Consider the following 21,303-nt stretch of genomic DNA (forward strand, 5'->3'; position numbering starts at 1 on the left):
CGGCGGATCGCGGTGGGGCGGACCGCCGCGCGCGCACCCTTGCCGTGGTCGCCGGCGGTCGCCGCCAGGAGGGCCTCCAGGACGGCCACGTGCAACAGGTCGAGCCGTTCGCCGACGAGGTTCATCGAGCCCGCGGACATCGCGCGCTGGGCCAAGACGCCCAGGCCTCCCGGCGGCGGGGAGGCCAGATCGGGTCGCGCCGCCAGCAGCGCGACCAACTCGTCGTCGGAGCGGGCGGCCAGGGCCTGGGCCAATCCGCTCGGCTGCTCGGCGTCACTCATCGCCTCCGAGTTTAGAGGCGGCCGATTCCCGGTCGGCGGTTAGTCGGCGACCGTCGGCGGGCGCATGGCAGAATGGGCGTCGTGAGCGAGAACGAAATCGTCGAAGACGTCGAGCAGATCGTCAAAGAGTCCAAGCAGCGCTACGTCGACAACGGGTGGCCCTACCCGGACGGCGAGCACGCCGTGTCCGAGTTCGCCGCCGGCCTCGCCGGGGCGCTCTCGCCGTTCGGCAGCACCGAGTTCCCCTTGGCGGAGGGCGACCTGCTGTACACGAACCCGTTGACGGTCATCAACTCCTGAAACGCAAGAAACGGCGCCCCGCACGATGATGTGCGGGGCGCCGTTCTTTGTCAGCTGTGAGCCGTTGCGATCAGTTCGCGAACGGGGCCTGGCCCTTGTACTGGTTGTACAGGTCGACCTGGCCCTGATCGAGGTTGTAGCCGCTCGACTTCGCCGCGTTCCAGATGTTGGCAACGGTCGGGTCGACCGTCTTGCCCTTCTTCTCGCGGGTCTTCAGCACGCCGTCGATCTGGTCGCGGACCTCTTTGCCGTTCTTGGCCTTCGGGGTCTGCTTCAGCGACTCGGGAGCCGGCTTCTTCTTCACGGCCTGCAGCGAACGCGGGGTCGCGCCGGAGAGGCCGGTGCCGCACACGGGCCAGGCACCCTTGCCCTGGCGGGCGAGGACGCGCTCGGCGACGGCGATCTGCTGCTCCTTGGTCGCCTTGTCGGCGGTGGGGGCGAACTGGGTGCCGCCGTTGGCCGCCCAGGTACCCGGGGCGAACTGCAGGCCGCCGTGGTAGCCGTTGCCGGTGTTGATGGCCCAGTTGCCGCCCGACTCGCAGGCCGCGACGCGGTCCCACTCGGCGTCGGTGGCGGCGTGTGCGCCGCCGGCGGCCAGGGTCGCGCCGCCGCCGATGACGGCGGAGGTCAGGGCCACCTTGGCGATGGTCTTCTTGGTGGAGCTGGTCGTCTGCTTGCGGTGACGTCCGGACATAGTGATATTTCCTCTCTCCACGCGCCTACGAAGTCAGCTGTCGGGTTCGAGCGAGAGGTTGCCCGGCCGCGGTGATCGCGATGATCGGTGCGGCTACACCCCAAGGAATCCGCGGACGATGCCGCTGGAATCCGGTCTCACGGGAGTTGGGTCCCCCGTCCTCATTCCTGAATATCTGTAGTTCGGACGACGCAATCGGTGGAATGAGGCTCGGCGCGACCGGCTGCGTCGGGTGGTGCGATAGCCGCCAGGTGGCGGCCATCGACGAGATTACGGGCTGTTGCGCGGACTTCCTATTCGAACCGGGATATCGCCCGATACGGGCGAATACCTGCGGTTCTGCAGATCTCCGGCGTTCGCCCAGTTCAGGGACTGAATCCCGGTTCGTGTCCTTCTCGTTATCATTCCGTGATGTGATGAAGGTCACAGTGCAGAAGTGGTGCCCATCACCGGCTTCTCAGGCCAGCGGCGTCTCGAACGCGCGGAAGGTGCTCGCGTGGAAGACGAGCGGATCGACCCGCGGATTGGCCCACAGCGACCGGATCCGCAGCAGCACGACCGTGTGGTCGCCGGCCGGATACTCCGCGTGCAGGTCGCAGGCCAGATGGGCCGCCGCACCGTCGACGAACAGGGCGCCGTCGGCTGTGGACAGCACGTCGACCCCGGTGAACCGCTCGGCGGCCGGACCGGCCAGTCGTCGACACAGTTCCGATTGGTCGTGGGCGAACACGCTGACCCCGACCGTCGCACGGTCGCGCAGGCGCGGCCACGTCGACGACGTGTTCTGCACGCACACCGAGACCAGTGGCGGGTCGATCGACACCGTCGAGAAGGAGCTCGCGGCCATTCCGACGAAGTCGGTGCCGTCGTCGTGCGCGCACACCGCGACGACTCCGGACGGGAAGCAGCTGTAGGCCCGCCGTAAGACCTCGGGGGTCTCGGCGGGCGACAGGTCCGGGGTCCTCAATCGCGGCCTTGCCACACGGTCGCGGCGATGGCGATCAACAAGCCGAACGGGGTGCCCATCCCGACGACGTAGACCGCCGTCGGGGCGACGTGGCCGGGCCACACGGCGGGCACCAGGAACAGTGCGCCGACCGCGGCGAGACCGACCAGGAACATCGCGACGCCGAGGATGAAGAACGCTTTCGGCAGCCGTCTGCCCGTCTCGATGCCCATGCTGCCCACGCTAGTCCACACGCGCTATCATGGCCGTCGAGGCTGCGTCTTGCCCGGACAGATGGGGCAGGGCGTTTTTTCATGGGGGCCGCGGCGACGACGAGGTCGGTGCGGACCGGAGAAGGTAAAGGTGAGCGCGGTGCCGACCGGCAAAGTGAAGTGGTACGACCCGGAGAAGGGTTTCGGGTTCCTCTCGCAACCCGACGGGGAGGACGTGTACGTCCGCTCGTCGGCGCTGCCCGACGGCGTCGAGTCGCTCAAGCCGGGTCAGCGCGTGGAATTCGGGATGGCCGCCGGTCGTCGCGGCCCGCAGGCGCTGACCGTCACCGTCCTCGAGCCGGCGCCCAGCGTCGCCAAGAACGCGCGCGAGGCCGTGCGCGAGGAGAGCGGTTCCCGACACTCGCCCGACGAGCTGCACGGCATGGTCGCCGACCTGATCACCCTGCTCGAGAGCAAGGTCCAGCCGGCCCTTCGCCAGGGTCGCTTCCCGGACCGCAAGACCTCTCGCCAGATCTCCGAGGTCGTGCGAGCCGTCGCGCGTGAACTCGACCGTCACTAGACCCCGAGTGCCGAGGTCTGCTGTCGTCAGGGCGCAGTAATCCTCGGCAACTCGCATTCCCCGCAGGATGTGGGCACACCGGTCCAGCCCTGCGTCTGCAGGAGCGCCCCGATTTTCTCGGCGGTGGAGCAGGGGCGCTCGAAGACCTGTCCCCAGCCCAGTCGGACGGTGCGCCGGTCGAGGCGCGCCGCGGCGTCGAGGTCCCGTTCCAGATCGCGATCGCGGGCACGGGCGGTGTCGTGGGCGAAGCGGCCGTCGAGCTCGACGATCAGTCCCCACTGCCGGTACTCGACGTCGTGCAGGCCGCGCCGTCCCGCCCGCGTCGGCGCCTGGCGCAGTGGTTTGGGCAGACCGTGCGGCCGCTCGACTCGCGTCAGGTAGCCGTGTTCCAGCACCGAGCAGGTTCCCTCGGCGATATCGGTGAGTACCTCCGCGATCAGCTTTCGCCGCCGGCACACGGTGCGCTCGGACAGAGCGTGCCGGATTCGGCCCACGCTGGTCACCCGAGCCTGCACCGCGTCGGCCAGCGACGCGATGGCGTCGATCTGAGTGGTTGCCTCGCCGGCGACGTCCAGAAGTGCGTGCTCGACTCGGATGCGTGGTGGCAGTGTGTGCCACCACGCGTGTTCCTCGAGCCGCGCGTACCGGTGGATCCGCACGCCCGGACGGTCGGGCGCGTGGCACTTGCGTCCGACGGCGACGTGGATCGGACCGCTCGGCGAACCGAGACCGGCGGCGCAGAGAGCGGATTGGTGGCTCAGAGCCGACTGCGGCAGGCCCGCCACCGCGGCCCATGCCCGTTGACGCCAGGTCGGCGGGCCGGTGTGGGTGATGTACACCCCCGGATGGAGTCGCACCCACTCTCGACGCAACTTCGTGCGGAGCTCGGCCTCCGTGAGCCCGCCGGCCAGTGCCTGCACTCTGGTGAGCACGCCGTCCTGCAGGGCGAGGATCTCGTCGAGTCGGATCATGCCCAGAGTGTGCCGACCATCGCGACCTGCGGGTCCGGGGTGAACGGCGACCGGTGACGGAACTGCGGACGATACGGATATGTGGATACCTGCCGAGGTCTGCTGTCGTCAGGGCGCAGTAATCCTCGGCGAACGGTCGTTACGGCTTGTTGAAGTCCGCCGGATCGGTGATCGCCCGCTGCTTCGGGGGCTTCCCGGCCGCCGACTTCTCATACGTGTCGAGCAGTGCCTTGTCGCCGGTCGGCGTCGTGTTGATCGCGATGTAGCCGCGGCGCACCAAGTCGGTGTCCGAGTCGCCGGACAGCAGGGCCGACGGCAGGCTGATCTCGACGTTGATCAGCACACGCTCCCGGGTCGAGGTCAACGTCAGCGACTGCGTGCCGGTCTTCGGCAGGAAGTCCTTGAGCAGCAGTTCGGACCCGTTGGGGGTCACGTACTGGGCAACGATCGACCACGGATCCTCGGCGACGTTGTCCGACAGCCGGAGTCGCAGCGTCTGACCGATCGCCACCGGGAAACGCGTGATGCGCGCCGGGTCGACCTTCAGGAAGTTCCCGTCGCAGTCCTTCATCTGGTAGTTGCACAGCACCGTCGGGTAGGCGTGGGTCTTCTCGTCGCCGGCCCACAGCGTTGCCGACGGCCGCTCGTCGACGTGGGTGCGCGACGCCCAGAACATGCTCGCCCCGACGATGACCGCGGCATACGCCAGCAGGGCGACGCCGATCAGGGCAAGGGTCTTCTTGGTGTTCACATGTCTCCCCGGGGCTGGCGCCGACCGTCGTCGATCGGTCGGTTCGGATGGGCGCGCGTCGGCGCGTCGGTCGGTCCGGTCGGCTGCGGGTGGCGGGGCGACCGGCGCGGGTGCTGCTCGCGCGCGATCACCTCGGTCGGCGCCGGTTCCGGCGGCGCGGTGCGCCCGATGACCTCGGTCTCCGCTGTCGGGCGCGAGATGACGTCGGTGGCCGGCGCCGGACGGGGGATCACCTCGGTGGCGACCGTCGGCGGCGCGACCTCCGGACGGTGTCCGCCGCCCATCCCCGGCACGATGGTGCCCCCGCGGCTGGTGAGGAAGGTCTGCACCAGGCCGAGCAGCAGCAGTCCGGCGACCACGCCGAAGCCGAGCTGGAGCGACCAGCGGGCGAGGAGGACGCCGATGCTCGCGCCGAACACCCAGCCGAGCTGCAACACGGTCTCGGAACGGCCGAACGCCGATGCCCGCGACGCCTCGGGCAGGTCCGACTGGATCGACGAGTCGAGGCACACCTTGCCGACCGCCGATCCCGCCGACGCGATGAAGGCGGTGATCGACGCGGTGATCGGCGACGGCAGGATCACCGTGACCAGTGCCGCGGCGAAGCAGGCCGCGACCACCCAGAGGATGATCGCCGGCGGGTTCGAGAGGCGCAGCCGGGTGCCCACGCCGTTGCCGATCACGTTGCCCACGCCGGCCGCGGCACCGACCGCGCCCAGCATCGCCATCTGCATCCAGCCGTCGAGGTGGTGCTGGTTGCGGGCGTAGAAGGCGATGAACAGGGTGAGGAAGCCGGTCAGGACGCGGATCGTCATGTTGCCCCACAGGCCGGTGACGACGTTGCGGCCCAACGGCTGACGGATCGTCTGCGAGATGGCCCGTCCGGCCCGGCGGGCGCGCTCACGGGCGGTGATCTCCGGCTTGCGGTCGCGGTAGGTGAGGGTGGTCGGGATCTCGCCGGCGGTGACCTCGACCCACGACGGGATCTTCATGCACCAGTAGGCGCCGAAACAGGCGATGACGATGAGCAGCAGCAGGGCACCGGGCAGGTGCAGCGGCAGGAAGGTGCCCAGGAGCATCTCGACGCCCGCGGCGACGGCGCCGCCGACCATGGTGCCGCCGATCAGGCCGAAGGTCGTGAGCCGGGAGTTCACCCGCACGAGGTCGATGCTCGGCGGGACCACGCGCGGGGTGACCGCGGACTTGAGCACGCCGAAGGACTTGCCCATCACGAGCATGCCCAGCGCCGCCGGGTAGAGCACCCACGGGTCGTACTCGAGCTGGTGGGCGGCGGCGTCCCAGTGGTAGTTCGTCACGATGAGCACCGCGAGGACCGCGCGGGCGATGAACGTGACGGCCATGGCGACGCGTCGTCCGTGCTGCAGCCGGTCGAGCGCGGGGCCGATCAGCGGCGCGATGATCGCGAACGGTGCGATGGTCAGCAGCAGGTAGAGCCCGACCTTGCCCTCGGACCCGCTCGCGGCGGCGAAGAACAGCGTGTTGGCCAGCGCGACGGCCATGGCGGCGTCGACGGCCGCATTGGCGACGACCGGAAGTGTGAGCGCGGTGAGGCCAGACCGGTCGGCCCCGTCGGCGGTGGCGGCCCGCGCGATTGTGTCGATGCCCCGGTTGGTGAGCGCTTTGCTGCGCCGGGCGGCGCGCTTGGTGATCCCGGTCTTCTTCGTCGACCGCCCCAGCGGCTCGGTGCCCGGTGCCGGCGGCGTCGCACCCAACGGCGGCAGGTGCGGGTTCTGGGTGGCCGAGTCGTCGGAGAGGTAGGCCGTCTCGACATCGGGCGGTCCGCCCGGCGCGCCGGGCACCGGGTAGCTCCCCGCCCCCGGATGGGAGCGGTTCGACCGCGATTGCCTACCTCGACTCACGCCGTCGATTCTTCCCTATCGCCCCGAGCGAGGGTGGGCGTGCCACGCCCGGCAGTGGTGAGGCACACTGGAAGGGTGAGTCTTACAGCCCAACTCGACTTGCTCCGCCAGGCCGTCGACCAGGCGCGGCAGGCCATCGTCGACGATGGCGGCCGGCCCGGCGATCACCTCGAGGTCGTCGTCGAGGACGACAACTCGGCGGCGCACTATTTCACCGCCGATCTGCCCGGCTACCGCGGCTGGCGCTGGTGCGCCGTCGTCGCGACCGCCGGCGAAGGCGACGACGTCACGGTCAGCGAGGTCGTCCTGCTGCCGGGCGACGGTGCGCTACTCGCTCCCGCATGGGTGCCGTGGTCGGAGCGGATCGCCGCCGGCGACCTCGGACCCGGTGACCAGCTGGCCGCCGAGCCCGGCGACCCGCGTCTGGTGCCCAACCAGATCGACAACGGCGACGAGGCCGCGCTCGGCGACCTCGAGTTGGGGCTGGGCCGCCGGCGCGTCCTCAGCCCGGAGGGGCGCGACGAGACCGCGCAGCGCTGGTACGACGGCGAGTACGGTCCCGATTCGGCGATGGCGCAGGCGGCCAAGAACCGCTGTGAGACCTGCGGCTTCTACCTCCCGCTGGCCGGAGCGCTGCGCCACTCCTTCGGGGCCTGTGCCAACGAATACGCCGCCGACGGGCACGTCGTGTCCGCCGAATACGGATGCGGTGCGCACTCGGACGTCGTCGCCAAGGCGCCGTCGTCGGCGCCGCAGTTCGACCCGTTCGACGATGGGGTGCTCGAGGTGTTCGCCACGGCGGACTGACCGATGCCCCCATCCGGTGACTTCGGCGTCGAGGCCCGCCGTGACGCGGTGCTCGACGCCTGGCGCGCCTCGCCGACCCGCCTGCTCGAGGACGCACGCACCGAGGCCGATCTGGCCGAGGTCGGCTACCGCGACCGCCTGTTCACCGAACTCGCCGCGAATGCGGCCGACGCCGCCGGCGCCGGGCCCGGTCGGATGGCGGTCTGGCGCGACGCCGCCGGCGCCCTGCACGCCGCCAACACCGGCGAGCCGCTCACCGCTGACGGTGTCGCCTCCCTGCTGGCGATGCGCGTCTCGGCCAAGGAGGACGATCCGGATTCGGTCGGCCGGTTCGGTGTCGGGTTCGCCGCCGTCGTACCGGTCGCCGACCGGGTGGAGATCCGCTCGCGGACCGGCTCGATCGTCTTCGACCGCGCGCGCACGCGGAGGGCCGTCGACGCGGTGGACCTCGACCTCGACGGGTTGGAGCCGCCGCTGCTGCGCCTGGCGTGGTCGGGCGCCGATGGACCGAGAGAGGGCTTCGACACCGAGATCGTGCTGACGCTGCGCACCGGGGTCGACGTCGACGCGCTGCTCGCCGACATCGCCGTCCAGGCCTGCGACCGGCTGCTGGAGCTCCCCGCGCTCGGCGAGATCGCGGTCGCCGACGACGCGGTGGTCGCGGTGCGCAAGGGCGGGGAGATCCGGTTCGACGTGCGCGGGACCCCGTTGCCGGGTGCGGGTGACGTGTGGCGCGAAGCGGTCACCGGCGACGTCCGCTGGTTGCTGGCCGACGGGGCCGATCCGGCTGATGGGCGCCCGGTGGAGGTCCTGCGGACGCCGACGCCCACCGACATCGAGTTGTCGGTGCCCGCGCGGGTGATCGCCGCCCTGCCCGTCACCCCCGATCGGCGTCACCTGATGCCCGACGTCGACGTCGCGGTCCTGGCTCCCGGGTACGTGGAGCTGGTGAAGGCGCTCGCCCCGCGGCGGCGCCCGGCGCTGGTGCCGCGCGCCCTGGGCCGCAACCCCGTCGACACCCGGTTGTTGGAGGCCATCGGCGACGAGCTGAAGGTCGGGGCGTGGGTGCCGCCGGCCGACGGGGAGGAGGACCTCGCGCCGGAGCGGACCGTGCTCATCGCGGATCTGTCCGACGATCTGGCCCACTACCTGGGTCCGGTGCTCGCGACCCTGGCACACCCGAGCGTGTCCGGTCCCGACGAGCGCGCCGCCCTGATCGCCGTCGGCGCCCGGGAGATCGGCTTGGCGGACATCGCGCAGGCCCTCGCCGACGTCGACCGTCCGCCATCCTGGTGGCAGCGGTTGTACGACGCACTGTCGCCGCTGGTCGCGACGGGTCGCGACGCGGAGGAGCTCGGCGCGCTGCCGGTGCCGCGGTCGGACGGTCGACGCAACCTCGGTGCGCGCGGACTCGTCCTGACCCACGACGGGGTATCGGCACCGTGGGCGGCCACCGTCGCCCCCGAGGCGGCGCATCCGCTGCTCGAGCGACTGGGAGCGCGGCCGGTCGGCACGGGGGAGTTGCTCGCCGGCGACGACCTGGTGGCGGCCCTCGCCGATGCCGCCGAGCACGGTGACGACGACGACGTCGCCGCCCTGTCGGAGGGGGTCCTCGGATTGCTCGCGGCCGATTCCGACGCGGTGCTCCCGGCGGCGGCCGCCGCCGAACTGCTGCTGCCCGACCGCGACGGCGGGCTCGTCCACGTCGACGAACTCCTGATGGTCGAGTCGCCGCTGGCCGCCGTCCTGGGCGACGATCTGCCGTTCGCCTTCGTCGACGAGTCCCTCGTGCAGCGGTACGGCACGTCGGCGCTGCGCCGCGCGGGCGTCGGATGGGGATTCTTGACCGTCGTCGAGGACTGGCCCACCGGCCCCGATCACGACCTCGACGACGAGGAGCGCTGGTGGTCGGCTCTGGCCGAGCCGCCGGCCACGATGGCGGCCGTGCGCGATCTCGATCTGGTCCCCGAGGACCGGTGGCCGCAGGCGCTGACCCTGCTGGCCGAGGAGCCGGCGACCGCACCGCTGCTCGCGGATCCCGACGGCTACACCGCGTGGTGGCTGCGCGATCACGCGAGCGTCGACGGCCGTCGGCTGGGCGACTACCGCAGCCCCGACGCCGAGGCGTTCGCCGACGTCGTCGACCCGCTCGACCATCCGTCCGCCGCGGCCCTGTCCGGTGTCTTGCTCGCCGACACCGTCGTCGGGGCATCGGCCGCAGCCGTCGTGCTGGCCAACCTCGGCGACCCCGATCGGGAGATCGCCCCGGGGACCGCGGTCCGCGCGTACGGGGCGGTCGTCGACGCGGTGCGGCGGGGGGACGCCGATGTCGATGCGGTGATCGCCGAGCTCGGCGATCCGCCCGCGGCCCGCGCGGTGGACGGTTCGGTGTGTGATGACGCGATCGTCGTCGACGCGCCGCACTACGTCGCGGTGCTCGAGCCGGGAGCTGCCGTGCTGCCCGGTCTACCGGTGGATCCGGCGGCCGCGCGCGAGTTGGCGGCGCTGCTCGACCTGCCGCTGGCCGGCGAGGCCGTGTCGGCCCGGGTGGTGAGCAACGGTCGCGCGACGACGTGGGACGCCGACGTCGATGCGATCGCCTTCGCGGCGGCACGTGGCGCCGCGCTTGCGCGCGGAACGGTGGTCGTGCACGACGACCTCGTGGTCGCGACCGACACCGGTGAGCACCACGTCGCGTGGTGGCTCGACGAGACGGGGACGACGCACCTCTCCCGCCCGTGAAGGCACGGTCGGCGAGAATCTGGGCACGGTCGGCGGGATTTCGGGCACGGTCGGCGGATACGGTAGCGGTATGAGTCTCGTGCATCTGGCCGCTTCGATTCCGCTCGCAACGCCCCCGATCGACATCGGGGTGCTCGATCTTGCCGTCGGCAGCCGGTCCGGCTTCTGGACGTCGGTGGCGGAGTCGCTGAGTTGGCTTGGGTCGACGAAGGTGCTGACCGTGATCGTGGTCGTGGCCGCCGTGGCATTCGCGGCCTTCCGACAGTGGCGCAGCGCGGCGATGGTGCTGTTCGGATCGTGGATCGCCTACTGGCTGATGCTGCTCCTCAAACGCGTGATCGACCGCGACCGCCCGCCGGTCGGCGAGCGCCTGGCCCACGCCGCCTACCAGTCGATGCCGTCGGGGCACGCAATGATGAGCACGATCGTGTTTTGTCTGATCGCCGTCGCGCTGTACCGGTCGTCCGAGCGCATCCGCCGCCACCCCGACATCCTGATGCTCGCCCCGATCCTCGCGGCGGCCATCGGCGTCAGCCGCCTCTACCTGGGCGTGCACTGGACCACCGACGTGGTCGTCGGCTGGCTGCTGGGGGCGATCTGGGTGACCATCGCCGCCGCCGTGGCCGATCTGGGGCGCACCAGGACACCGGTGGCGGCCGCGTAGGGGCGAAATTCGAGTAGTGCGCTACTCGTGCCACCGGTGGCGGCGGCGAGCAGGGTCGGTGTCGGAGCAGATCCCCACCCCGACTCGAGGAGACACCATGCGCATCACGATCATCGCCGCCATCGCCGCGGCCGCCGGCCTGTCGGTCGTCGCCGCCCCGGTCCACGCGACCGTCACCAACGTCAGTGTCAACATCGCGTCGAACGAGAAGACGGGCACCGGCTGCCAGTACAAGGTGACCGCGAACCTTGCCGCCGCCACCGACACCGCGCTGGTCCACTTCTACGACAACGGCACCGAGTTCGCGACGGCCAAGCCCTACAACGGCGTCGCGTCGACGCCCTGGTCGCCGAAGACCAAGGGGGACCACGTCCTGCGCGCGGGTCAGCCCGCGGCCGGGTTCCCGATGGTGAAGGCGACGACGGTGGAGGGGATCAACACCGGCAGCGGGTGTCTGCCGCTCGGCTAATCCAGGCCCTGCTGGGCCGTTTTCGACCCGCGGCGCACCGCTGCGATTTGGGCGCCGACGATCAGCGAGCCGAGCACCCCCACGCCCAATCCCCACAGGCACACCTGCAGGACCAGTCCGTGGACGCCGGCCACGAGGCACACGATGGTCGCGACGAGCCACGCCGCCATGCCGACGATGATGACCGGTCCCGGTTCGCGCAGCACCGCCGGCAACGGGGGGATCGGGACCTCGGAGGGCGCATCAGCCATGCGGTCAGGTTAACGTCTTCTCGTGAGCGCGCCCGGTGCAGTGTCCCGAATCGATCGGTTCTTCGGAGTCTCCGACCGTGGGTCGTCGCTGCTGCGCGAACTGCGCGGCGGCGTCGTCACCTTCGTCACGATGGCCTACATCGTGGTGCTGAACCCGATCATCCTGGGCGGTGATCCGGGCAAGGCGCACAATGCCGACATCGCCGGGAACGTGCTGCCGATGGCGGCGGTCGCCGCAGTGACCGCGCTGGTCGCCGGCGTGATGTGCATCGTGTTCGGCCTGGTCGCCAACTTCCCGTTTGCCTTCGCCGCCGGGCTCGGGGTGAACAGCCTGCTGGCCGTGAGCGTCGCCTCGCAGGTGACGTGGCCGCAGGCGATGGGCCTGGTGGTCCTCGACGGCGTGATCATCGTCGTCCTGGCCGTGACCGGCTTTCGGACCGCGGTGTTCAACGCGGTGCCACCGGAGCTGAAGGCCGCGATCGCGGCGGGCATCGGCGCCTTCATCGCCTTCATCGGTTTCGTCGACGCCGGGTTCGTCACCCGGGTGCCGGATTCGGCCAAGTCCACCGTCCCCGTGCAGCTGGGCGACGCCGGGTCGATCGCCACCTATCCGGTCCTCGTGTTCGCGATCGGCCTGTTGGTCATGGGTGTGCTGACGGTGCGCAAGGTGCCGGGCGGGCTGTTGATCGGCATCGTCGTCACGACGGTCCTCGCGATGATCATCGAGGCGACCGCCAAGCCCGGCGGGTGGGCGCTGAACACGCCGAAACTGCCCGACTCGGTGGGCGGGCTGCCCGACCTCTCGCTCGTCGGGAAGGTCGACCTGTTCGGGGCCTTCACCGAGCACGGCACCGCCGCCCACGTCATCGCGGCGCCGGCGATCGGCGCGTCGATCCTGCTGTTCACCATCGTGCTCTCGAACTTCTTCGACGCGATGGGCACCATGACCGGGCTCGGCAAGGAGGCCGGTCTGGCCGACGGGAACGGGACGCTGCCGGGCATCGGCAAGGCGCTGGCGGTCGAGGGCACCGGCGCAATCGCCGGTGGACTGGGCTCGGCATCGTCGAACACGGTGTTCGTCGAATCGGCGTCGGGAATCGCCGAGGGGGCCCGCACCGGTCTGGCCAACATCGTGACCGGGGGGCTGTTCCTCGCCGCGATGTTCTTCACGCCGCTCTACAAGGTCGTGCCGCTGGAGGCGGTGGCCCCGGCGCTCGTGGTCGTCGGCGCACTGATGATCGGTCAGATCCGCAGCATCGACTTCACCCGCTTCGACTTTGCACTGCCCGCCTTCCTGACGATCGTCGCGATGCCGTTCACGTACTCGATCGCCAACGGCATCGGCCTGGGCTTCATCAGCTGGACGGTCCTGGCCGCCGCGCGCGGAAAGGCCCGGGAGGTCCACCCGATCCTGTGGGCCGTCGCAGCCGTGTTCGTCGTGTACTTCGCCCGCGCTCCGATCCAGGAGCTGTTGACCTAGAAGTCGACGCCGGTCGCCGGATGCGCGGCGGTGCGCCACACGTCGGCGAAGGCGGTGAGCAGCTCGGGTGAGCTGGCGCGCACGCGACCGGCGGCGGCCAGCGAGCGCGCATCGACCCCGCCGAAGTACAGGCTGCCCAGATCGGTGATGGCGCAGGCGATCTCGCCGGTGCCGCCCGGTCCCTCGGTCACCGTCGCGGTGCCGTCGGCGATGTGCAGGCGGTAGCTGCCGCCGGCCTCGCCCACGGGGTCGTCGACGACGAGGGTGGTGTCCAGGTCGCGGGCGTAGGTGCGCGCCCGCAGGGCGCCGGGGACGTCGAGGATCGCCACCCAGAGGGTGTCGTAGTGGTCGACCACCTTCACCCCGCGCAGGTCGACGAGTTTGAAGCGCAGCGGGTCGCCGACCGGCAGGGTGCCGGTGGTCGTGACGACGAGGTCCAGCGAGGACAGGACCCGCCAGAGCTCGGTGTGTGCCTCGTCGGTGGCGGCGACGACCTCCTCGATCCGCGCCGCGGGAAGGCCCGGGGCGGTCGAGTCGAGGTGGTAGGTCGCATACCCGTCGGGGTGCAGCAGGTACTGCCGATCGCCGGTCGTGAACGGCCGCGCCGACGGACGGTCGTCGAGCAGGTAGTCCTCCCACCACAGCTCGTCGCGCAGCATGACGCCCGGGTGCACGTCGGCCCAGCGCTCGTAGAGGGCGGGTGCGACCTGGATGAATTGGTCGGCGGTGGCGTAGCGCACCTGCGACTGCTTCGGAGCCGGGATGCGCATCTCTTGCCGGTCGTCGATGCGGACGTCATCGGCGAACAGGGCCGGGCCGAAGCCGAAGCGGCCGTAGATCGTCCCCTCCGACGCCCACAACGCGGCGATCGGGTGGCCCTCGGCGTGCCACTTGGCCCGCAGGCGGGTCAGCAGCTCGCGCAGAATGCCGCGGCGGCGGTGGGTGGCGGCCACCGAGACCCATGTCAGCCCGGGGAAGTCCAGTCGAGCGCCGCCGGGCACCGACATCGCCAAGCGGTAGTACATGGCCTGGCCCACGAGCGGCTCGCCCGGCAGCGCCGGGTCGCGCGCGATGACGACGTCCTCGTTGGCGATGCGCCCACGTTCATTCGCCTTCAGCGCGTCGTCGCGCGGGGCGTCGCTGCCGAAGGCGCGCGCGTCAGCGGCGAAGATCTCCGGCCAGTCGTCGTCGACGGCGTGGCGGAACTGAAGACGGTGTTCGGAGGCCATGGGACTACCGTATCGGTGGTGTCCGGTTCCCCCAGCCTTCCGGTGCGGATCGTCGACATCGACGACGCCGCCGATGACCGCGTCGACGATTTTCGCGACCTCAACTCGGTCGACCGCCGTCCCGACCTGCCCGTGCTCCCCGGCGGCCGCGTCGGCAAGGGGCTCGTCATCGCCGAAGGTGTGCTGGTCGCCCGCCGGATGGTCGCGTCGCGATTCGCACCGCACGCCTTCCTCGGCGTCGACCGGCGACTCGGCGAACTCTCAGACACCCTGATCCCGACCGACGACCCCGCCGCCGTGCCGTTCTTCCGCGCCGATGCCGACGTGATGGCGCAGATCGTCGGCTTCCACCTCAACCGCGGGGTGCTCGGCGTCGCGCGCCGCCCCGCCGAGTTGACGGTCGCGCAGGCGGTCGACGGGGCGTCGGTGCTGGCCGTCCTCGAGGGGGTGAACGACCACGAGAACATCGGTTCGATCTTCCGCAACGCCGCCGGGCTCGGCGTCGACGCGGTGTTGTTCGGCGCCGGGTGTGCCGATCCCCTCTACCGTCGCTGCGTGCGGGTGTCGATGGGGCACGCGCTGCTGGTGCCCTTCGCGAAGCTGCCGCAGTGGCCCGCGGAGCTGGACCTGTTGGCCGAGCGCGGTTTCACGACGGTCTCCCTGACCCCCGACCCCGGGGTGCCGTTGCTGGCGGAGGCGGTCGCCGACGCCGCCCGCGTCGCCTTCCTGGTGGGTGCGGAGGGACCCGGCCTCACCGCCGCGGCGATGCGCAGCAGCCACGTGCGGGCCCGTATCCCGATGAGCCGGGGCACCGACTCGCTGAACGTCGCCACCGCGGCGGCGATCGCCTTCTACGAATTGGCCCGCCGGTAGTCGGCGGGCACCGTCAGTAGCCGGACGGGCCGCTGGCGATCAGCAGGATGAACAGCAGCAGGAACAGCAGGAACGGCACGACCATCATCGCGATGGTCAGGCCGACGCCGTTGTAGGACTGCGGCGCCGGGCCCATCGAGCCCTTGCTGAACGCCCACATCGGCGCCCGGTATTCCATCGGGACGTTCTGCTGGGGTGCGATGGTGACCAGCATGTCGGCCGGTCCCATCCGCGGCGGCAGCAGGTACGGCACGTGGACGTGCACGTGGTGCTGGCCGGGCGGCAGCGGGATGCTGTTGACGCCCCACCGACCGGGGATCGGCTGGCCGTTGATCTCGATCTTCGGCTTCAGCAGGAACAGGATCCAGGCGAGCGGGAAGAACTTGGTGGTGAGCTGCAGACCCTGCGCCAGCGCACCGGGAGGCGGCTGCTGGCCCGGCTGACCGTAGGCCGGCTGCCCGTATCCGGGCTGAACCGGCGGCTGTCCGTACCCCGGCTGGGGCGGCTGATGGAACCCGGGTTGTGCGGGCGGCTGCCCGTACCCCGGCTGAGCCGGCGGCTGGTGGACGGGCTGACCGGGTTGAGGGGGAACCGGGGCGCCGGGTCCGTACGGGTTCTGGGGTGCGCTCATGGCGTAGACGTTAGCGTGTGCGCGGTCGGCACCGGAGGAAGGTCGGGTGAATCGCCGACGCTACTGGTTGGGCGTGCTGCGCACGCCGAGCAGGACTTCTTCCCAGCCGGGCACCTCGGGCTTGCGCTGCTTGCGGCCGCGCTTGGGCGCCTGCTCCTCGGCGGGCTGACCGACCTCCGGCTCGGGCTGCTGTGGTGGCGTCTGCTTCGCCGCGGGCTTGCGCTTGGGGGCGGCCTTGCGGGCGTGCTTCGGCGGATTCGCCGGTTCGGCGACCGGCTTGGCGCCGACGACGTCCTCGGCGCTTACGGTGACGGCCGGAGTGGGATCGGCGACCGGCTGCAGCTGGTGGCGGGCACCGGCCTCCGGGTGCAGAATCTCGTCGGCGGGGTTGTCCAGCGCCTCGGCGGTACCGCCCTGCGATCCGGGCGTGTAGCGCCAGTGGGCGTGGTTCTCGGTGTGTCCGGCGGTCCAGCTGAGTTGGCCGACCCAGTTGCCGTCGTCGGCCTTCCACGCATCCCAGACGGCGACGTCGGGGTTGATCCCGCGGGCCCGCAGTGCGGTGACCACGACCTCGCCGAGGGTGGCGAGGGCCGGTCCGTCCTCGCGCATCGGATGGGCCTCGCGGATCAGTTCGGCGATCCGCTCGCGCTCGAGCAGCACCGGGTGCGCGAAGCGCTGCACGCGGTCGACCGTGGTGCCCGCCTCGGCGGCGACTTCCTCGACGGTGGCGCCGGACCGGATGCGCGCCTGGATGTCGCGCGGGCGCAGCGCCGATTCCATTTCGATCTGGATCTGGCCGAGGCGCGTGACGTCACCGCGGGCCGCGGCGCGCAGGCGGTCGTCGGCGGGAATCTTGAACTTGTCGCCGGTCTCGGTGTCGACGCAGATGACATAGCTGGCGTCGGCGTCGACGCTGGTGACGCGCAGCTCCCGCATCTGCTTCTCCTCGGGTGACATCGGTGAGCCCCAGGTTAGTGCAAAGCGCACCGCACCGAGGCCGGACACGCAGTTAGAGGCGCTCCACCACGTACTCGATGCACTGGGTCAGCGCCGTGACGTCGTCGGGGTCGATCGCCGGGAACATGCCGATGCGCAACTGGTTGCGGCCGAGCTTGCGGTACGGCTCGGTGTCGACGACACCGTTGGCGCGCAGCGCCTTGGCGACCGCCGCCGCGTCGACCGAGTCGTCGAAGTCGATGGTGCCGACGACCTGGCTGCGGTGCGCCTCGTCGGCGAACGGCGTGGTGTAGGAGGTCTTCTCGGCCCACGAGTACAACCGCGAGCTGGAATCGCCGGTGCGCGCGACGCACCAGTCCAGCCCGCCGTTCGAGTTCATCCAGTCGATCTGGTTCGCGAAGAGCAGCAGCGAGCCGACGGCCGGGGTGTTGTACGTCTGGTTCTTGGGGCTGTTCTCCACCGCGGTGGCCAGCGACAGGAACTCGGGGATGTAGCGGTCGGACGCGGCGATCTCGGCGACGCGCTCGAGGGCCGCCGGGCTCATCAGCGCGACCCACAGGCCGCCGTCGGAGGCGAAGCACTTCTGCGGGGCGAAGTAGTAGACGTCGGTGGTCGAGACGTCGACGGGCAGGCCGCCGGCGCCCGAGGTGGCGTCGATCGCGACGAGTGCGTCACCGGCGGCGGCGGGGCGCAGCACCGGGACGGCGACACCGGTCGAGGTCTCGTTGTGCGCCCAACCGATCAGGTCGACGCCGGCCGCGTCGTCGGCGGTGATGGCGGCCGGGTCCGGCGCGGTGCCCGGATCGGTCGAGACGACCTTCGGGTCGTCGAGCCACGGCGCCTTCTTGGTGACGGTGGCGAACTTCGAGGAGAACTCGCCGTAGGTGAGGTTCAGCGCCTGCTTGCGCACCAAGCCGAAGGCGGCCGCATCCCAGAAGGCGGTGGTGCCGCCGTTGGACAGGACCACCTCGTAGCCGTCGGGCAGCGAGAAGAGCTCGGTCAGGCCGGCGCGGATCGACCCGACGACGTCCTTCACCGGCGCCTGGCGGTGGCTGGTGCCGAACACCGACGCACCGGTGTCGACCAGCGATTGCAGCTGCTCGGGACGCACCTTCGAGGGGCCGCAGCCGAAGCGGCCGTCCTTCGGGAGCAGGTCGGCGGGAATGGTGATCTGCGCGGTGTCGGTCATGACCGTCAATCCTAGTGGTCGCCGGGTCGTCGTCTCTGCGCGGGCGGGGCCGCGACGGTCGTACCGGGCCTTGCCCGTCTCGGCGGCGAAGAGCGAGGCCCGACCTGTTGACCAATTCATTGAACAGGCGTTCAATGAATTGAACATGAGTTCAATCGACGACCGGCCCGACGACCGCACGACGCGAGCACGACTGCGCGACGTGGCGATCGACCTGTTCGCCCGCCGCGGGTTCGCCACCACGGTGCGGGCCATCGCCGACGCCGCCGGGGTGAGTCCCGGACTGGTCATCCACCACTTCGGGTCCAAGGCGGGCCTGCGCGCCGAGTGTGACGAGGCGGTCCTGGTCGACATCACCGAGCAGAAGAGCCAGCTGATCGGGGTGGGCGCCGATTACGACTCGTACCTGGCGGACCTGGAGGGCGACGAGCGCAGCCAGACCCAGATCCTCTATCTGCTCCGCGCCGTCGCCGAGGGCGGCGAGGTCGCGCGGACGATCATGGCGCGCACCATCGCGCAGACCGAGAAGAGCATGCGGCAGGGCGTCGCCGCCGGACAGTTCCGGCCGTCGATCGACGAGGAGGGCCGCGCCCGCTATCTCGCCTACATCTCGATGGGCGCGCTGCTGATGGACACCGTGCTGCACCCGCCGGCCGACTGGTCGGACCCGGTCGCGATCCTGCGGGGCTACATCGACCGCGTCGCCGTCGCCGGCGTGGAGTACGCGGCGCACGGTCTCGGTGCCGATCCCGACGTGATGGACCGCTTGATCGAGCACCGCCGCGCCGCCGGGAAGCCGGTGCCGCACGAACCGCTACAAGGAGGAACCGCATGACAAACGTGATCGAGGTCGGCGACCTGGTCAAGACGTTCGGATCCGTCCGGGCGCTGGACGGGCTCGACCTGACCGTCGGGCAGGGCGAGGTGGCCGGCTTCCTCGGACCCAACGGGGCCGGGAAATCGACGACGATCCGCATCCTGCTGGGCATGTATCGCCGCGACGGCGGGCAGGCGCGGGTGTTCGGCGCGGATCCCTTCACCGATGCGGTGGGCATCCATGCGCGGCTCGCCTATGTCCCCGGCGACGTCAGCCTGTGGCCGCAGTTGACCGGCGGGGAGTGCATCGACGTGCTCCTGCGCTTGCGCGGGGTGGACCCGGCCGGCAGTCGCAAGGACGAACTCATCGGTCGATTCGAACTCGACCCGACCAAGCGCAGCGGCACCTACTCCAAGGGCAACCGCCAGAAGATCGCGCTCATCGCCGCCTTTGCCGCCGACGCCGAACTACTCATCCTCGACGAGCCGACCTCGGGCCTGGACCCGTTGATGGCCCGCCACTTCCAGGACTGCGTCGCCGAGGCGGCCGGGCGCGGTTCGGCGGTGTTGATGTCGAGCCACATCCTCGGCGAGGTCGAGGAGCTGTGCGAATCGGTGACGATCATCCGCGCGGGCAAGACGGTGCAGTCGGGCACCCTCGACGACCTGCGCCACCTGCGGCGATCGCGGGTCCGCGCGACCGTGGCCGGTGGAGTGCCGGCCGCCGCGCTGGGCGCGATCGACGGGGTGCACGACCTGCAGACGAGTGTCGTCGACGGCGGCACCGAGGTGTCGTTCACCGTCGCCGAGGGCGGCCTGGACGCGGTGACCACGGCGCTGGGCAAGCTGTCGGTGAGCCGCCTGCTCGTCGAGCCGCCGAGCCTGGAGGAACTGTTCCTGCACGCCTACGACGACTCGGACCAGTCGGCCGTCGGGGGCGCCCGATGACCGCGGCCCTCGCCCCGACGAGGGGCGGTGAGCTGTTCGCCTCGACGCGGCTGCTCACCCGCCTGGACCTGCGCCGCGAACGCATCATCGCCCCGATCACCGTCGTGGTCCTGGTGCTCATGAACGCGGCGACCGTGTCGTCGATCAAGACCATGTACGGCACCGCGCAGGAGCGGGCGACGCTCGCCGCGGGCGCCGCGACGAACTCCGCCTTCAAACTCCTGCTGGGCCCGCTCGACCACCTGCAGTCCAACGCGGCCATCGCCTCCTGGCGCGCGGGGCTGTTCATGATCGCGACGATGGCCGTCTGCGCGGTCCTGATGGTCACACGGCTGACCCGCAAGGAGGAGGAGCTCGGCCGGGTCGAACTCGTCCGTGCCGCGCGCACCGGACGCCTCGCGCCGACGACCGCCGCGGTGCTCGTCGCCGCGGGGTTCTCCCTCCTGGTCGGCGTCGCGATGGCGGGGCTGATGTCCTCGGCGGGCGCCACCGGCAACCAAGCGGCGCTCGTCGGCGCCCAGTACGCCTGTACCGCGCTGGCCGCCGCCGGGTTGGCCGCGCTCACCGCCCAGGTTGCGACGACCGCCCGATTGGCGAATCTGCTGGCCGTGTCGGTGGTCCTGGGCGGTTACGTGGTGCGCGGCATCGGCGACGCCACCGGGGCCACCTGGCTGCATTGGACCAACCCGGTCGGCTGGGCCGAACGGATGGACCCCTTCGGTGCCGGCGACTGGTGGCCGGCCGTGTGGTGCCTGGTCCTCTTCGTCGCGTGCGTCGGCGCCGCGGCGTGGGTCAACGGGCACCGCGACCTCGACGGCGGCCTCGTCGCGCCGCGCCCCGGGCCCCCGTCGTCATCGATCGCCTCGATCGAGCACCTCGTCGAACGGCTCAACCGTGGCTCCTTCCTCGGCTGGATGATCGGCATCGGTGTCTTCGCCGTGCTCATCGGAGTGCTGGTGAACGCGGCCGCCTCGCTCAGCTCGGACAACCCGCAAATGCTCGACTACCTGCACAAACTCGGCGGTCCCGGAGCGCTGTCGAAGGTGTTCCTCGCCGTGATCATGACCTACCTCGGCTTCGCGGCGGCCGCATGGGCGGTGACGGCCATGACGCGGGTCCGCGCCGACGAGGCGCAGGGTCGGACCGAGGTGCTCCTGGCGACCCCGGTGTCCCGCACGCGCTACCTCGCCGACCAGGTCGCCCTCGTCGCGGTCGGCATCACAGTGCTACTCCTGGTCGCCGGGCTCCTGGTGGGCCTGGGCGCCGGGGCCGTGACCGGGCAATGGTCGACGATGCTGTCCGACGCGGTGCGCGGAGCGGCCGTGCAGATCCCGGCGGCACTCGTCCTCGGACTGGCGCTGGTGGCGGTCTACGGCGCCGCGCCACGGCTGACGGTCGGGGCCGGGTGGGCGCTGGTCGTCGGCGCCTTCCTGCTCGGCCCGATGGGCGAGCTTTTCGGCCTCCCGTCGTGGCTGCGCAGCCTGTCGCCGTTCACGCACCTGCCCACGGTGCCGTCGGAGGCCGTGTCCTGGCCGCCCGTGCTGATCCTCCTCGCCCTCGCCGTACTGTTCGCGGTCGCCGGGGTGTGGCGGTTCTCCCGACGCGGCATCGAAGGCCCCTGATCGACGGCGA

22 protein-coding genes, 1 pseudogene and 1 riboswitch are annotated in these 21,303 nt (G+C 71.0%); of the genes and pseudogenes, 11 read left to right on the forward strand and 12 right to left on the reverse strand.

Annotation, left to right across the window (positions count from 1 at the left end):
• Positions 1 to 281, reverse strand: a pseudogene (locus QM634_RS06500) (hypothetical protein); the annotation flags it as partial.
• Positions 282 to 362: 81 nt separating this feature from the next.
• On the opposite strand from QM634_RS06500, the gene QM634_RS06505 reads away from it, so the two are divergent.
• Positions 363 to 581 (forward strand): hypothetical protein, encoded by a 219-nt coding sequence (locus tag QM634_RS06505; RefSeq protein ID WP_415041958.1) that lies wholly within the window; start codon positions 363 to 365, stop codon positions 579 to 581.
• Between the two features lie 70 nt (positions 582 to 651).
• Here the strand turns inward: QM634_RS06505 and QM634_RS06510 are convergent, their stop codons facing one another.
• The 3 genes from QM634_RS06510 to QM634_RS06520 all read right to left on the reverse strand — a co-directional run bounded on the left by QM634_RS06510 (position 652) and on the right by QM634_RS06520 (position 2,454).
• Entirely contained in the window at positions 652 to 1,275 is a 624-nt protein-coding gene (locus QM634_RS06510; protein WP_415041959.1) for a transglycosylase family protein, read from the reverse strand.
• A gap of 6 nt (positions 1,276 to 1,281) precedes the next feature.
• A riboswitch (cyclic di-AMP (ydaO/yuaA leader) is annotated at positions 1,282 to 1,474 on the reverse strand.
• 258 nt (positions 1,475 to 1,732) lie between these two features.
• The gene (locus QM634_RS06515; RefSeq protein WP_415041960.1) at positions 1,733 to 2,242 is read right to left on the reverse strand and encodes a flavin reductase family protein; all 510 of its coding nucleotides are present in this window, start codon (positions 2,240 to 2,242) and stop codon (positions 1,733 to 1,735) included.
• The gene (locus QM634_RS06520; RefSeq protein ID WP_415041961.1) at positions 2,239 to 2,454 is read right to left on the reverse strand and encodes a hypothetical protein; all 216 of its coding nucleotides are present in this window, start codon (positions 2,452 to 2,454) and stop codon (positions 2,239 to 2,241) included. Before QM634_RS06520 ends, QM634_RS06515 begins: the two co-directional genes overlap by 4 nt.
• 139 nt (positions 2,455 to 2,593) lie before the next feature.
• Between QM634_RS06520 and QM634_RS06525 the strand changes: the two genes are divergently transcribed.
• Positions 2,594 to 3,013, forward strand: coding sequence for a cold-shock protein (locus QM634_RS06525; RefSeq protein ID WP_415041984.1), 420 nt, complete (start codon positions 2,594 to 2,596; stop codon positions 3,011 to 3,013).
• A 26-nt stretch (positions 3,014 to 3,039) separates the two neighbouring features.
• Here QM634_RS06525 and QM634_RS06530 read toward each other — a convergent pair whose 3' ends face one another.
• The 3 genes from QM634_RS06530 to QM634_RS06540 all read right to left on the reverse strand — a co-directional run bounded on the left by QM634_RS06530 (position 3,040) and on the right by QM634_RS06540 (position 6,615).
• Positions 3,040 to 3,984, reverse strand: coding sequence for a hypothetical protein (locus QM634_RS06530; RefSeq protein ID WP_415041962.1), 945 nt, complete (start codon positions 3,982 to 3,984; stop codon positions 3,040 to 3,042).
• A 139-nt stretch (positions 3,985 to 4,123) separates the two neighbouring features.
• On the reverse strand, positions 4,124 to 4,735 hold the full coding sequence (locus tag QM634_RS06535; protein WP_415041963.1) for a DUF2771 family protein: 612 nt from the start codon (positions 4,733 to 4,735) through the stop codon (positions 4,124 to 4,126).
• A complete protein-coding gene (locus QM634_RS06540; RefSeq protein WP_415041964.1) occupies positions 4,732 to 6,615 on the reverse strand; it encodes an MFS transporter in 1,884 nt (627 codons plus the stop codon). Before QM634_RS06540 ends, QM634_RS06535 begins: the two co-directional genes overlap by 4 nt.
• A gap of 75 nt (positions 6,616 to 6,690) precedes the next feature.
• Here QM634_RS06540 and QM634_RS06545 point away from each other — a divergent pair, with 75 nt between their 5' ends.
• From QM634_RS06545 to QM634_RS06560, 4 genes are all read left to right on the forward strand, one after another.
• Positions 6,691 to 7,422 (forward strand): DUF3027 domain-containing protein, encoded by a 732-nt coding sequence (locus QM634_RS06545; RefSeq protein WP_415041965.1) that lies wholly within the window; start codon positions 6,691 to 6,693, stop codon positions 7,420 to 7,422.
• Positions 7,423 to 7,425: 3 nt separating this feature from the next.
• Positions 7,426 to 10,164, forward strand: a complete 2,739-nt coding sequence (locus tag QM634_RS06550; RefSeq protein ID WP_415041966.1) for a sacsin N-terminal ATP-binding-like domain-containing protein — start codon at positions 7,426 to 7,428, stop codon at positions 10,162 to 10,164.
• 70 nt (positions 10,165 to 10,234) lie between these two features.
• On the forward strand, positions 10,235 to 10,828 hold the full coding sequence (locus tag QM634_RS06555; protein ID WP_415041967.1) for a phosphatase PAP2 family protein: 594 nt from the start codon (positions 10,235 to 10,237) through the stop codon (positions 10,826 to 10,828).
• A 97-nt stretch (positions 10,829 to 10,925) separates the two neighbouring features.
• Positions 10,926 to 11,297, forward strand: coding sequence for a hypothetical protein (locus tag QM634_RS06560; RefSeq protein WP_415041968.1), 372 nt, complete (start codon positions 10,926 to 10,928; stop codon positions 11,295 to 11,297).
• Here QM634_RS06560 and QM634_RS06565 read toward each other — a convergent pair.
• Entirely contained in the window at positions 11,294 to 11,548 is a 255-nt protein-coding gene (locus tag QM634_RS06565) for a DUF2530 domain-containing protein (RefSeq protein WP_415041969.1), read from the reverse strand. The genes QM634_RS06560 and QM634_RS06565 overlap by 4 nt on opposite strands.
• Positions 11,549 to 11,570: 22 nt before the next feature.
• Between QM634_RS06565 and QM634_RS06570 the strand changes: the two genes are divergently transcribed.
• Positions 11,571 to 13,028, forward strand: coding sequence for an NCS2 family permease (locus tag QM634_RS06570; RefSeq protein ID WP_415041970.1), 1,458 nt, complete (start codon positions 11,571 to 11,573; stop codon positions 13,026 to 13,028).
• Here QM634_RS06570 and QM634_RS06575 read toward each other — a convergent pair.
• Positions 13,025 to 14,257 (reverse strand): GNAT family N-acetyltransferase, encoded by a 1,233-nt coding sequence (locus tag QM634_RS06575; RefSeq protein ID WP_415041971.1) that lies wholly within the window; start codon positions 14,255 to 14,257, stop codon positions 13,025 to 13,027. The two genes, QM634_RS06570 and QM634_RS06575, sit on opposite strands and share 4 nt — an antisense overlap.
• 18 nt (positions 14,258 to 14,275) lie before the next feature.
• Between QM634_RS06575 and QM634_RS06580 the strand changes: the two genes are divergently transcribed.
• On the forward strand, positions 14,276 to 15,130 hold the full coding sequence (locus QM634_RS06580) for a TrmH family RNA methyltransferase (protein WP_415041972.1): 855 nt from the start codon (positions 14,276 to 14,278) through the stop codon (positions 15,128 to 15,130).
• A gap of 13 nt (positions 15,131 to 15,143) precedes the next feature.
• Here the strand turns inward: QM634_RS06580 and QM634_RS06585 are convergent, their stop codons facing one another.
• The 3 genes from QM634_RS06585 to serC all read right to left on the reverse strand — a co-directional run bounded on the left by QM634_RS06585 (position 15,144) and on the right by serC (position 17,907).
• On the reverse strand, positions 15,144 to 15,761 hold the full coding sequence (locus QM634_RS06585; protein ID WP_415041973.1) for a hypothetical protein: 618 nt from the start codon (positions 15,759 to 15,761) through the stop codon (positions 15,144 to 15,146).
• A 60-nt stretch (positions 15,762 to 15,821) separates the two neighbouring features.
• Positions 15,822 to 16,697, reverse strand: a complete 876-nt coding sequence (gene sepH, locus QM634_RS06590) for a septation protein SepH (protein WP_415041985.1) — start codon at positions 16,695 to 16,697, stop codon at positions 15,822 to 15,824.
• A 73-nt stretch (positions 16,698 to 16,770) separates the two neighbouring features.
• Positions 16,771 to 17,907: a phosphoserine transaminase gene (gene serC / locus QM634_RS06595; protein WP_415041974.1), complete on the reverse strand. Its 1,137-nt coding sequence runs from the start codon at positions 17,905 to 17,907 to the stop codon at positions 16,771 to 16,773.
• 145 nt (positions 17,908 to 18,052) lie between these two features.
• Between serC and QM634_RS06600 the strand changes: the two genes are divergently transcribed.
• From QM634_RS06600 to QM634_RS06610, 3 genes are read left to right on the forward strand one after another with little or no spacing between them, the layout of a single operon-like run.
• The gene (locus tag QM634_RS06600; protein ID WP_415041975.1) at positions 18,053 to 18,742 is read left to right on the forward strand and encodes a TetR family transcriptional regulator; all 690 of its coding nucleotides are present in this window, start codon (positions 18,053 to 18,055) and stop codon (positions 18,740 to 18,742) included.
• Positions 18,739 to 19,671 carry an ATP-binding cassette domain-containing protein gene (locus tag QM634_RS06605; protein ID WP_415041976.1) on the forward strand — a complete coding sequence of 311 codons (933 nt, stop codon included), beginning with the start codon at positions 18,739 to 18,741 and terminating at the stop codon, positions 19,669 to 19,671. Before QM634_RS06600 ends, QM634_RS06605 begins: the two co-directional genes overlap by 4 nt.
• The gene (locus tag QM634_RS06610) at positions 19,668 to 21,293 is read left to right on the forward strand and encodes an ABC transporter permease (RefSeq protein WP_415041977.1); all 1,626 of its coding nucleotides are present in this window, start codon (positions 19,668 to 19,670) and stop codon (positions 21,291 to 21,293) included. Before QM634_RS06605 ends, QM634_RS06610 begins: the two co-directional genes overlap by 4 nt.
• Positions 21,294 to 21,303: the final 10 nt, after the last annotated feature.

The organism is Gordonia sp. (in: high G+C Gram-positive bacteria) (assembly GCF_047606305.1).
Taxonomy (GTDB): Bacteria; Actinomycetota; Actinomycetes; order Mycobacteriales; family Mycobacteriaceae; genus Gordonia.